This is a genomic window from Malaciobacter pacificus (assembly GCF_004214795.1).
Taxonomy (GTDB): Bacteria; Campylobacterota; Campylobacteria; order Campylobacterales; family Arcobacteraceae; genus Malaciobacter_A; species Malaciobacter_A pacificus.
Genome location: NZ_CP035928.1, coordinates 1,103,926 through 1,119,185 on the forward strand (window position 1 = coordinate 1,103,926; position 15,260 = coordinate 1,119,185).

The window sequence follows — 15,260 nt, forward strand, 5'->3', positions numbered from 1 at the left end:
AATTTATACCAAAGTATACTTTACAAATCAAAATAATTTTTATAATATAGTCATAATAATTTGTGTAAAAAGGATTTATTATGGCAATTGCTAGAATTTCAGATATTAGAGGATTAGTTTCAATTGATAATGGAATTTCAGAAGAAATCTTAAAAAATAAAGATGTAATTTCAGAACACGGTGGTTTATTAACTATTACTGAGTTTGCAACAATTATTTTTGATGATGGTAGAGTTGTTGAAGTTACAGGACCTGTAACTTTTAATTTAGATTCAAGCTTTTTTAATGAAATTACATTTGAAGACTCAATAACACAGATAAGTGATTTTGCAAGTTTAGATTATATAAATAATGAATTTGATGAATCATTGATTCAAGAAGAATATCAAGATTCAACTTTATCACAAAATAACTTAGCTATAAATCTCCAAACTGAACAATTAGATACACAATTAAATAATCAAGATACTGAAATAACTGAAGTTAATCCAGATATTACACAAACACAAAGCACAATTGATTTTGTAGAAGATGTTATTGAAGATATAGTACCATTGGATGAGAATCAAGATAATGAAGTATCATTAGATCCAAGTGTAAGTGATACAAATGATGCCTTAACAGAATTTACAATGAGTAATGTAAATGACTTCACAGAAGGTTCAGCAGCCCAAGGACAAACTGTAGCAACAGTAGAAACTGCACCAGTAGATCCAGATGGTGGAGCTATTACATATACAATTTCTGATACAACAAACTATGCAATCGATCCAACTACAGGAGAAGTAACACTTACAGCAGCAGGAGCAGAACTTGCAAATGCAGATTCAGGTGCAGACTTACCAGCATTTAATGTAACAGCAACAAGTGCAGGAGATTTAATCTCAACTGCAACAGTTGAAAACTTAGATCCAAGTGTAAGTGATACAAATGATGCCTTAACAGAATTTACAATGAGTAATGTAAATGACTTCACAGAAGGTTCAGCAGCCCAAGGACAAACTGTAGCAACAGTAGAAACTGCACCAGTAGATCCAGATGGTGGAGCTATTACATATACAATTTCTGATACAACAAACTATGCAATCGATCCAACTACAGGAGAAGTAACACTTACAGCAGCAGGAGCAGAACTTGCAAATGCAGATTCAGGTGCAGACTTACCAGCATTTAATGTAACAGCAACAAGTGCAGGAGATTTAATCTCAACTGCAACAGTTGAAAACTTAGATCCAAGTGTAAGTGATACAAATGATGCCTTAACAGAATTTACAATGAGTGATGTAGCTTCATTTAATGAGGGTGAAGCAGCTGAAGGACAAACTGTAGCAACAGTAGAAACTGCACCAGTAGATCCAGATGGTGGAGCTATTACATATACAATTTCTGATACAACAAACTATGCAATCGATCCAACTACAGGAGAAGTAACACTTACAGCAGCAGGAGCAGAACTTGCAAATGCAGATTCAGGTGCAGACTTACCAGCATTTAATGTAACAGCAACAAGTGCAGGAGATTTAATCTCAACTGCAACAGTTGAAAACTTAGATCCAAGTGTAAGTGATACAAATGATGCCTTAACAGAATTTACAATGAGTAATGTAAATGACTTCACAGAAGGTTCAGCAGCCCAAGGACAAACTGTAGCAACAGTAGAAACTGCACCAGTAGATCCAGATGGTGGAGCTATTACATATACAATTTCTGATACAACAAACTATGCAATCGATCCAACTACAGGAGAAGTAACACTTACAGCAGCAGGAGCAGAACTTGCAAATGCAGATTCAGGTGCAGACTTACCAGCATTTAATGTAACAGCAACAAGTGCAGGAGATTTAATCTCAACTGCAACAGTTGAAAACTTAGATCCAAGTGTAAGTGATACAAATGATGCCTTAACAGAATTTACAATGAGTGATGTAGCTTCATTTAATGAGGGTGAAGCAGCTGAAGGACAAACTGTAGCAACAGTAGAAACTGCACCAGTAGATCCAGATGGTGGAGCTATTACATATACAATTTCTGATACAACAAACTATGCAATCGATCCAACTACAGGAGAAGTAACACTTACAGCAGCAGGAGCAGAACTTGCAAATGCAGATTCAGGTGCAGACTTACCAGCATTTAATGTAACAGCAACAAGTGCAGGAGATTTAATCTCAACTGCAACAGTTGAAAACTTAGATCCAAGTGTAAGTGATACAAATGATGCCTTAACAGAATTTACAATGAGTGATGTAGCTTCATTTAATGAGGGTGAAGCAGCTGAAGGACAAACTGTAGCAACAGTAGAAACTGCACCAGTAGATCCAGATGGTGGAGCTATTACATATACAATTTCTGATACAACAAACTATGCAATCGATCCAACTACAGGAGAAGTAACACTTACAGCAGCAGGAGCAGACCTTGCAAATGCAGATTCAGGTGCAGACTTACCAGCATTTAATGTAACAGCAACAAGTGCAGGAGATTTAAGCTCAACTGCAACAGTTGAAAAATTAGATCCAAGTGTAAGTGATACAAATGATGCCTTAACAGAATTTACAATGAGTGATGTAAATGACTTCACAGAAGGTTCAGCAGCCCAAGGACAAACTGTAGCAACAGTAGAAACTGCACCAGTAGATCCAGATGGTGGAGCTATTACATATACAATTTCTGATACAACAAACTATGCAATCGATCCAACTACAGGAGAAGTAACACTTACAGCAGCAGGAGCAGAACTTGCAAATGCAGATTCAGGTGCAGACTTACCAGCATTTAATGTAACAGCAACAAGTGCAGGAGATTTAATCTCAACTGCAACAGTTGAAAACTTAGATCCAAGTGTAAGTGATACAAATGATGCCTTAACAGAATTTACAATGAGTGATGTAGCTTCATTTAATGAGGGTGAAGCAGCTGAAGGACAAACTGTAGCAACAGTAGAAACTGCACCAGTAGATCCAGATGGTGGAGCTATTACATATACAATTTCTGATACAACAAACTATGCAATCGATCCAACTACAGGAGAAGTAACACTTACAGCAGCAGGAGCAGAACTTGCAAATGCAGATTCAGGTGCAGACTTACCAGCATTTAATGTAACAGCAACAAGTGCAGGAGATTTAATCTCAACTGCAACAGTTGAAAAATTAGATCCAAGTGTAAGTGATACAAATGATGCCTTAACAGAATTTACAATGAGTAATGTAAATGACTTCACAGAAGGTTCAGCAGCCCAAGGACAAACTGTAGCAACAGTAGAAACTGCACCAGTAGATCCAGATGGTGGAGCTATTACATATACAATTTCTGATACAACAAACTATGCAATCGATCCAACTACAGGAGAAGTAACACTTACAGCAGCAGGAGCAGAACTTGCAAATGCAGATTCAGGTGCAGACTTACCAGCATTTAATGTAACAGCAACAAGTGCAGGAGATTTAATCTCAACTGCAACAGTTGAAAACTTAGATCCAAGTGTAAGTGATACAAATGATGCCTTAACAGAATTTACAATGAGTAATGTAAATGACTTCACAGAAGGTTCAGCAGCCCAAGGACAAACTGTAGCAACAGTAGAAACTGCACCAGTAGATCCAGATGGTGGAGCTATTACATATACAATTTCTGATACAACAAACTATGCAATCGATCCAACTACAGGAGAAGTAACACTTACAGCAGCAGGAGCAGAACTTGCAAATGCAGATTCAGGTGCAGACTTACCAGCATTTAATGTAACAGCAACAAGTGCAGGAGATTTAATCTCAACTGCAACAGTTGAAAACTTAGATCCAAGTGTAAGTGATACAAATGATGCCTTAACAGAATTTACAATGAGTAATGTAAATGACTTCACAGAAGGTTCAGCAGCCCAAGGACAAACTGTAGCAACAGTAGAAACTGCACCAGTAGATCCAGATGGTGGAGCTATTACATATACAATTTCTGATACAACAAACTATGCAATCGATCCAACTACAGGAGAAGTAACACTTACAGCAGCAGGAGCAGAACTTGCAAATGCAGATTCAGGTGCAGACTTACCAGCATTTAATGTAACAGCAACAAGTGCAGGAGATTTAATCTCAACTGCAACAGTTGAAAACTTAGATCCAAGTGTAAGTGATACAAATGATGCCTTAACAGAATTTACAATGAGTAATGTAAATGACTTCACAGAAGGTTCAGCAGCCCAAGGACAAACTGTAGCAACAGTAGAAACTGCACCAGTAGATCCAGATGGTGGAGCTATTACATATACAATTTCTGATACAACAAACTATGCAATCGATCCAACTACAGGAGAAGTAACACTTACAGCAGCAGGAGCAGAACTTGCAAATGCAGATTCAGGTGCAGACTTACCAGCATTTAATGTAACAGCAACAAGTGCAGGAGATTTAATCTCAACTGCAACAGTTGAAAACTTAGATCCAAGTGTAAGTGATACAAATGATGCCTTAACAGAATTTACAATGAGTGATGTAGCTTCATTTAATGAGGGTGAAGCAGCTGAAGGACAAACTGTAGCAACAGTAGAAACTGCACCAGTAGATCCAGATGGTGGAGCTATTACATATACAATTTCTGATACAACAAACTATGCAATCGATCCAACTACAGGAGAAGTAACACTTACAGCAGCAGGAGCAGAACTTGCAAATGCAGATTCAGGTGCAGACTTACCAGCATTTAATGTAACAGCAACAAGTGCAGGAGATTTAATCTCAACTGCAACAGTTGAAAACTTAGATCCAAGTGTAAGTGATACAAATGATGCCTTAACAGAATTTACAATGAGTGATGTAGCTTCATTTAATGAGGGTGAAGCAGCTGAAGGACAAACTGTAGCAACAGTAGAAACTGCACCAGTAGATCCAGATGGTGGAGCTATTACATATACAATTTCTGATACAACAAACTATGCAATCGATCCAACTACAGGAGAAGTAACACTTACAGCAGCAGGAGCAGAACTTGCAAATGCAGATTCAGGTGCAGACTTACCAGCATTTAATGTAACAGCAACAAGTGCAGGAGATTTAATCTCAACTGCAACAGTTGAAAACTTAGATCCAAGTGTAAGTGATACAAATGATGCCTTAACAGAATTTACAATGAGTAATGTAGCTTCATTTAATGAGGGTGAAGCAGCTGAAGGACAAACTGTAGCAACAGTAGAAACTGCACCAGTAGATCCAGATGGTGGAGCTATTACATATACAATTTCTGATACAACAAACTATGCAATCGATCCAACTACAGGAGAAGTAACACTTACAGCAGCAGGAGCAGAACTTGCAAATGCAGATTCAGGTGCAGACTTACCAGCATTTAATGTAACAGCAACAAGTGCAGGAGATTTAATCTCAACTGCAACAGTTGAAAACTTAGATCCAAGTGTAAGTGATACAAATGATGCCTTAACAGAATTTACAATGAGTAATGTAAATGACTTCACAGAAGGTTCAGCAGCCCAAGGACAAACTGTAGCAACAGTAGAAACTGCACCAGTAGATCCAGATGGTGGAGCTATTACATATACAATTTCTGATACAACAAACTATGCAATCGATCCAACTACAGGAGAAGTAACACTTACAGCAGCAGGAGCAGAACTTGCAAATGCAGATTCAGGTGCAGACTTACCAGCATTTAATGTAACAGCAACAAGTGCAGGAGATTTAATCTCAACTGCAACAGTTGAAAACTTAGATCCAAGTGTAAGTGATACAAATGATGCCTTAACAGAATTTACAATGAGTGATGTAGCTTCATTTAATGAGGGTGAAGCAGCTGAAGGACAAACTGTAGCAACAGTAGAAACTGCACCAGTAGATCCAGATGGTGGAGCTATTACATATACAATTTCTGATACAACAAACTATGCAATCGATCCAACTACAGGAGAAGTAACACTTACAGCAGCAGGAGCAGACCTTGCAAATGCAGATTCAGGTGCAGACTTACCAGCATTTAATGTAACAGCAACAAGTGCAGGAGATTTAATCTCAACTGCAACAGTTGAAAACTTAGATCCAAGTGTAAGTGATACAAATGATGCCTTAACAGAATTTACAATGAGTAATGTAAATGACTTCACAGAAGGTTCAGCAGCCCAAGGACAAACTGTAGCAACAGTAGAAACTGCACCAGTAGATCCAGATGGTGGAGCTATTACATATACAATTTCTGATACAACAAACTATGCAATCGATCCAACTACAGGAGAAGTAACACTTACAGCAGCAGGAGCAGAACTTGCAAATGCAGATTCAGGTGCAGACTTACCAGCATTTAATGTAACAGCAACAAGTGCAGGAGATTTAATCTCAACTGCAACAGTTGAAAACTTAGATCCAAGTGTAAGTGATACAAATGATGCCTTAACAGAATTTACAATGAGTGATGTAGCTTCATTTAATGAGGGTGAAGCAGCTGAAGGACAAACTGTAGCAACAGTAGAAACTGCACCAGTAGATCCAGATGGTGGAGCTATTACATATACAATTTCTGATACAACAAACTATGCAATCGATCCAACTACAGGAGAAGTAACACTTACAGCAGCAGGAGCAGAACTTGCAAATGCAGATTCAGGTGCAGACTTACCAGCATTTAATGTAACAGCAACAAGTGCAGGAGATTTAATCTCAACTGCAACAGTTGAAAACTTAGATCCAAGTGTAAGTGATACAAATGATGCCTTAACAGAATTTACAATGAGTGATGTAGCTTCATTTAATGAGGGTGAAGCAGCTGAAGGACAAACTGTAGCAACAGTAGAAACTGCACCAGTAGATCCAGATGGTGGAGCTATTACATATACAATTTCTGATACAACAAACTATGCAATCGATCCAACTACAGGAGAAGTAACACTTACAGCAGCAGGAGCAGACCTTGCAAATGCAGATTCAGGTGCAGACTTACCAGCATTTAATGTAACAGCAACAAGTGCAGGAGATTTAAGCTCAACTGCAACAGTTGAAAAATTAGATCCAAGTGTAAGTGATACAAATGATGCCTTAACAGAATTTACAATGAGTGATGTAAATGACTTCACAGAAGGTTCAGCAGCCCAAGGACAAACTGTAGCAACAGTAGAAACTGCACCAGTAGATCCAGATGGTGGAGCTATTACATATACAATTTCTGATACAACAAACTATGCAATCGATCCAACTACAGGAGAAGTAACACTTACAGCAGCAGGAGCAGAACTTGCAAATGCAGATTCAGGTGCAGACTTACCAGCATTTAATGTAACAGCAACAAGTGCAGGAGATTTAATCTCAACTGCAACAGTTGAAAACTTAGATCCAAGTGTAAGTGATACAAATGATGCCTTAACAGAATTTACAATGAGTGATGTAGCTTCATTTAATGAGGGTGAAGCAGCTGAAGGACAAACTGTAGCAACAGTAGAAACTGCACCAGTAGATCCAGATGGTGGAGCTATTACATATACAATTTCTGATACAACAAACTATGCAATCGATCCAACTACAGGAGAAGTAACACTTACAGCAGCAGGAGCAGACCTTGCAAATGCAGATTCAGGTGCAGACTTACCAGCATTTAATGTAACAGCAACAAGTGCAGGAGATTTAAGCTCAACTGCAACAGTTGAAAAATTAGATCCAAGTGTAAGTGATACAAATGATGCCTTAACAGAATTTACAATGAGTGATGTAAATGACTTCACAGAAGGTTCAGCAGCCCAAGGACAAACTGTAGCAACAGTAGAAACTGCACCAGTAGATCCAGATGGTGGAGCTATTACATATACAATTTCTGATACAACAAACTATGCAATCGATCCAACTACAGGAGAAGTAACACTTACAGCAGCAGGAGCAGAACTTGCAAATGCAGATTCAGGTGCAGACTTACCAGCATTTAATGTAACAGCAACAAGTGCAGGAGATTTAATCTCAACTGCAACAGTTGAAAACTTAGATCCAAGTGTAAGTGATACAAATGATGCCTTAACAGAATTTACAATGAGTGATGTAGCTTCATTTAATGAGGGTGAAGCAGCTGAAGGACAAACTGTAGCAACAGTAGAAACTGCACCAGTAGATCCAGATGGTGGAGCTATTACATATACAATTTCTGATACAACAAACTATGCAATCGATCCAACTACAGGAGAAGTAACACTTACAGCAGCAGGAGCAGAACTTGCAAATGCAGATTCAGGTGCAGACTTACCAGCATTTAATGTAACAGCAACAAGTGCAGGAGATTTAATCTCAACTGCAACAGTTGAAAACTTAGATCCAAGTGTAAGTGATACAAATGATGCCTTAACAGAATTTACAATGAGTGATGTAGCTTCATTTAATGAGGGTGAAGCAGCTGAAGGACAAACTGTAGCAACAGTAGAAACTGCACCAGTAGATCCAGATGGTGGAGCTATTACATATACAATTTCTGATACAACAAACTATGCAATCGATCCAACTACAGGAGAAGTAACACTTACAGCAGCAGGAGCAGAACTTGCAAATGCAGATTCAGGTGCAGACTTACCAGCATTTAATGTAACAGCAACAAGTGCAGGAGATTTAATCTCAACTGCAACAGTTGAAAACTTAGATCCAAGTGTAAGTGATACAAATGATGCCTTAACAGAATTTACAATGAGTAATGTAGCTTCATTTAATGAGGGTGAAGCAGCTGAAGGACAAACTGTAGCAACAGTAGAAACTGCACCAGTAGATCCAGATGGTGGAGCTATTACATATACAATTTCTGATACAACAAACTATGCAATCGATCCAACTACAGGAGAAGTAACACTTACAGCAGCAGGAGCAGAACTTGCAAATGCAGATTCAGGTGCAGACTTACCAGCATTTAATGTAACAGCAACAAGTGCAGGAGATTTAATCTCAACTGCAACAGTTGAAAACTTAGATCCAAGTGTAAGTGATACAAATGATGCCTTAACAGAATTTACAATGAGTAATGTAAATGACTTCACAGAAGGTTCAGCAGCCCAAGGACAAACTGTAGCAACAGTAGAAACTGCACCAGTAGATCCAGATGGTGGAGCTATTACATATACAATTTCTGATACAACAAACTATGCAATCGATCCAACTACAGGAGAAGTAACACTTACAGCAGCAGGAGCAGAACTTGCAAATGCAGATTCAGGTGCAGACTTACCAGCATTTAATGTAACAGCAACAAGTGCAGGAGATTTAATCTCAACTGCAACAGTTGAAAACTTAGATCCAAGTGTAAGTGATACAAATGATGCCTTAACAGAATTTACAATGAGTAATGTAAATGACTTCACAGAAGGTTCAGCAGCCCAAGGACAAACTGTAGCAACAGTAGAAACTGCACCAGTAGATCCAGATGGTGGAGCTATTACATATACAATTTCTGATACAACAAACTATGCAATCGATCCAACTACAGGAGAAGTAACACTTACAGCAGCAGGAGCAGAACTTGCAAATGCAGATTCAGGTGCAGACTTACCAGCATTTAATGTAACAGCAACAAGTGCAGGAGATTTAATCTCAACTGCAACAGTTGAAAAATTAGATCCAAGTGTAAGTGATACAAATGATGCCTTAACAGAATTTACAATGAGTAATGTAAATGACTTCACAGAAGGTTCAGCAGCCCAAGGACAAACTGTAGCAACAGTAGAAACTGCACCAGTAGATCCAGATGGTGGAGCTATTACATATACAATTTCTGATACAACAAACTATGCAATCGATCCAACTACAGGAGAAGTAACACTTACAGCAGCAGGAGCAGAACTTGCAAATGCAGATTCAGGTGCAGACTTACCAGCATTTAATGTAACAGCAACAAGTGCAGGAGATTTAATCTCAACTGCAACAGTTGAAAACTTAGATCCAAGTGTAAGTGATACAAATGATGCCTTAACAGAATTTACAATGAGTAATGTAAATGACTTCACAGAAGGTTCAGCAGCCCAAGGACAAACTGTAGCAACAGTAGAAACTGCACCAGTAGATCCAGATGGTGGAGCTATTACATATACAATTTCTGATACAACAAACTATGCAATCGATCCAACTACAGGAGAAGTAACACTTACAGCAGCAGGAGCAGAACTTGCAAATGCAGATTCAGGTGCAGACTTACCAGCATTTAATGTAACAGCAACAAGTGCAGGAGATTTAATCTCAACTGCAACAGTTGAAAACTTAGATCCAAGTGTAAGTGATACAAATGATGCCTTAACAGAATTTACAATGAGTAATGTAAATGACTTCACAGAAGGTTCAGCAGCCCAAGGACAAACTGTAGCAACAGTAGAAACTGCACCAGTAGATCCAGATGGTGGAGCTATTACATATACAATTTCTGATACAACAAACTATGCAATCGATCCAACTACAGGAGAAGTAACACTTACAGCAGCAGGAGCAGAACTTGCAAATGCAGATTCAGGTGCAGACTTACCAGCATTTAATGTAACAGCAACAAGTGCAGGAGATTTAATCTCAACTGCAACAGTTGAAAACTTAGATCCAAGTGTAAGTGATACAAATGATGCCTTAACAGAATTTACAATGAGTAATGTAAATGACTTCACAGAAGGTTCAGCAGCCCAAGGACAAACTGTAGCAACAGTAGAAACTGCACCAGTAGATCCAGATGGTGGAGCTATTACATATACAATTTCTGATACAACAAACTATGCAATCGATCCAACTACAGGAGAAGTAACACTTACAGCAGCAGGAGCAGAACTTGCAAATGCAGATTCAGGTGCAGACTTACCAGCATTTAATGTAACAGCAACAAGTGCAGGAGATTTAATCTCAACTGCAACAGTTGAAAACTTAGATCCAAGTGTAAGTGATACAAATGATTCAATAACTCAAGTTGTAGACACAGACGATACAGCAAATACAATAGATGAAAATGTTGCAGATGGAACATACACAGGAGTAACACTAGAAGCAACAGATGCAGATGGAGAAACTGTAACTTACTCATTACCTGATGATGTACCATTTAGTATAGATGAAAATGGAAGAATTGTAACTGATGGTGAAATAGATTATGAAACACAAGATAGTTATACGTTTACAGTAACAGCAACAAGTGCAGATGGAACATCAACGACTAAAGATATTACTATAAATGTAAATGATTTAGAAGAAGATTTGACAGCAGATGGCGTTAATATAGATATTAGTGTGGTTAGTTCAAATGTTGAAGTTGTTGAAAACTTATCACCAAGTGTAACAAGACTTGATGATATTGAAAATGTAACTACTTTAGCTATGGATGGTGATAGTACATATGAATTTGATAATATGAATAGCGCACTATATACATCAAGTAACAATATTAATGATTATGTTGAAGTAAATACTAATTCAAATACAATTGCTACATATAGTGGTGATGATGTAATAAATGTAGATGGTTCACAAAATAGTGCAATTGATGCCGGAGAAGGAAACAATAGAATAGATATAGATGGAAATTCCCAAGCTATTTATGTTGGTGCAGGAGATGACTCTATTCGTGTAGGTGGCACTGCAAATAGTGCTATTGATTTACATGATGGGAATAATATTATAGATATAACAAATAATTCTTCTAATATCTACTCAGGTTCAGGTAGTGATTCTATTTATGTTGGTGGGACAGTTAATGGATCAATTGGCTCTGGAGCAGGAGATGATACAATAGAGGTTTCAAGAGTAACTGGGAATATTGATGCAAATGAAGGAAATGATTCTATAGTTGTAAATAATTATGTTAATGGATCAGTATATTTAGGTGGTGGAGATGATAATTTAAATATTGATGGTTATGTCAGTGGAAATATTGCAGCAGGTACTGGAAATGATATAGTTGATGTAGATGGTTATGTCAATGGAAGTATAGATTTACAAGATGGAAATGATATTTTACATGTTGGAAATTATGTTCAAGGAAATATTTACGGTGCAGAAGGAAATGATATCATTATCCATGATGGTCAAGTGAAAAACTCAATTGATGGTGGAACTGGTACAGACTCTATTTTACTTAATAATTACACAGCAAATGATTGGTCTAATAATGTTGATAATATACAATCAAGAGTTTCAAATTTTGAAAATATTAAATTAGGCGATGGCACAGTTATTAGTGGAGATGGAACTGTATTTGATAATGTTTCATTTCAGTTAAATACAGGAGAAAGCTCTACAACTTATGAAACAACAATTGCTGTATCAGTTTCTCAAAATGATACTGATGGAAGTGAATTATTATCCAATGTAATTGTTGATATTCCAAGTAGTGTTTCATCAGTTAAAGACTTAAACGGAAATGAATTAACAATTATTGATGGAAAAGTTGAGATTCAAGTTAATTCTGGTGAAACTTTAAATATAGTATTAGTATCAAGTGAAGAACTAAGTCCAAGTGAAATAAATTCAATTTCTGGAAGTGTATCTACAACAGAAACTTCTACAAATGATATTGATATAGCAACTACCGTTGTTGGCCATGACGTTTCAGATATTAATGATAGTGATGATACAGCAAATACAATAGATGAAAATGTTGCAGATGGAACATACACAGGAGTAACACTAGAAGCAACAGATGCAGATGGAGAAACTGTAACTTACTCATTACCTGATGATGTACCATTTAGTATAGATGAAAATGGAAGAATTGTAACTGATGGTGAAATAGATTATGAAACACAAGATAGTTATACGTTTACAGTAACAGCAACAAGTGCAGATGGAACATCAACGACTAAAGATATTACTATAAATGTAAATGATTTAGAAGAAGATTTGACAGCAGATGGCGTTAATATAGATATTAGTGTGGTTAGTTCAAATGTTGAAGTTGTTGAAAACTTATCACCAAGTGTAACAAGACTTGATGATATTGAAAATGTAACTACTTTAGCTATGGATGGTGATAGTACATATGAATTTGATAATATGAATAGCGCACTATATACATCAAGTAACAATATTAATGATTATGTTGAAGTAAATACTAATTCAAATACAATTGCTACATATAGTGGTGATGATGTAATAAATGTAGATGGTTCACAAAATAGTGCAATTGATGCCGGAGAAGGAAACAATAGAATAGATATAGATGGAAATTCCCAAGCTATTTATGTTGGTGCAGGAGATGACTCTATTCGTGTAGGTGGCACTGCAAATAGTGCTATTGATTTACATGATGGGAATAATATTATAGATATAACAAATAATTCTTCTAATATCTACTCAGGTTCAGGTAGTGATTCTATTTATGTTGGTGGGACAGTTAATGGATCAATTGGCTCTGGAGCAGGAGATGATACAATAGAGGTTTCAAGAGTAACTGGGAATATTGATGCAAATGAAGGAAATGATTCTATAGTTGTAAATAATTATGTTAATGGATCAGTATATTTAGGTGGTGGAGATGATAATTTAAATATTGATGGTTATGTCAGTGGAAATATTGCAGCAGGTACTGGAAACGATATAGTTGATGTAGATGGTTATGTCAATGGAAGTATAGATTTACAAGATGGAAATGATATTTTACATGTTGGAAATTATGTTCAAGGAAATATTTACGGTGCAGAAGGAAATGATATCATTATCCATGATGGTCAAGTGAAAAACTCAATTGATGGTGGAACTGGTACAGACTCTATTTTACTTAATAATTACACAGCAAATGATTGGTCTAATAATGTTGATAATATACAATCAAGAGTTTCAAATTTTGAAAATATTAAATTAGGCGATGGCACAGTTATTAGTGGAGATGGAACTGTATTTGATAATGTTTCATTTCAGTTAAATACAGGAGAAAGCTCTACAACTTATGAAACAACAATTGCTGTATCAGTTTCTCAAAATGATACTGATGGAAGTGAAACTATTACATCAGTTGTAATAAAAGTTGAAAATTTACCAGAAGATGCAGTTATAACTCAAAATGGAGTTGAAATCACTCCAGTTGATGGAACATATACTTTAGATACAAGTGATTTAAGTGATGTAAAAATTACTTCATCAACTGAATTAGTTAGTGATGGTGATGGTGGATTAAAAATCTCAGTTGAAGCAACTTCTACTGAATCAAATGGTGGTGAAGAAGCTATTCAAACAGCAGTATTAGTTGATGGTATTGTTGAAGGTATTTATTATGAAACATCATCTGGATTAAGTGGTTATACAGATGAAAATGGTAACTTCAACTTTAGAGCAGGGGATGATGTAATATTTAGCGTTGGTGGAGTTACACTTGGTACTGCAACAGCTTCAGATATAGCGTCTGGACAAACATTCTTACAAGATATAGCAGATGTTGACAGAACAGATTTAAATGATGAATATCTAGAAAATATGGCAGTATTCTTACAATCAATTGATACAGCAGATAGTGGAGATAATATTGTAATAACTCAAGCTATGCATGATGCTTTAGCAGATGTAAATATTGATTTAACAACTGCAAGTGAAGAAGATATTAAATCTCTAATTGAGTCAATTGGTGGAACTTATGTTGATGAAGATGATGCTATGTCTCACGTTCAAGAGATGCTTGAAGAGTATGCTGGAATGGAAGCTTCAGAGTTTGATGAAAGAGTTGAAGATGATGAAGATATAATAAGTGCAACTTTAGGAAAAGAGCCACAAAGCGGTATTGAGTATACAACTAGTTCAGGAATTAGTGGTATTACAGGTGAAGATGGTATATTTGAATATAATGATGGTGATGAAATCACATTCATGCAAAATGGAGAAGTTTTATCAACTATAGATTCATCTGCTATTGGAAATGATTCAATGATTACATTTAATGAACTTGAAACATTAAATCAAACAGAAATAGACTTTGATGATTTAGAGTTAGACTTTGATAATCTAAGCGAAATTTTAGATAGTGAAGATAATACTGTTTTTGAAAAAGATATTGATGAAGAAACTGAATTATCAATAGGAGATATGTTAACAAGTGATGAAGTTGATGAGAGTTTATCAAATCTTTTAGGTGAAACGGAAGAGGATAAAAATATTACTAAACTAGATGAATTAAAAACAGAAGATACTACAAATGAAAGTACCGATTCATCTGGAGAATATTGTCCATTTAAAGTATTAGAAGAGAGTTCAAGTAATTTAATTGCAAATATAGAAATTGATGATTCAATACAAACTGATGATAATTAAATAAAAACCCCACATAAAGTGGGGTTTTTAAGAAAAAAT

At 36.4% G+C, this 15,260-nt stretch carries 1 protein-coding gene; it reads left to right on the forward strand.

Features of this window, described 5'->3' with window-relative positions:
- Positions 1–80: 80 nt before the first annotated feature.
- Positions 81–15,221, forward strand: coding sequence for a cadherin repeat domain-containing protein (locus APAC_RS05695; RefSeq protein ID WP_130233200.1), 15,141 nt, complete (start codon positions 81–83; stop codon positions 15,219–15,221).
- Positions 15,222–15,260: the final 39 nt, after the last annotated feature.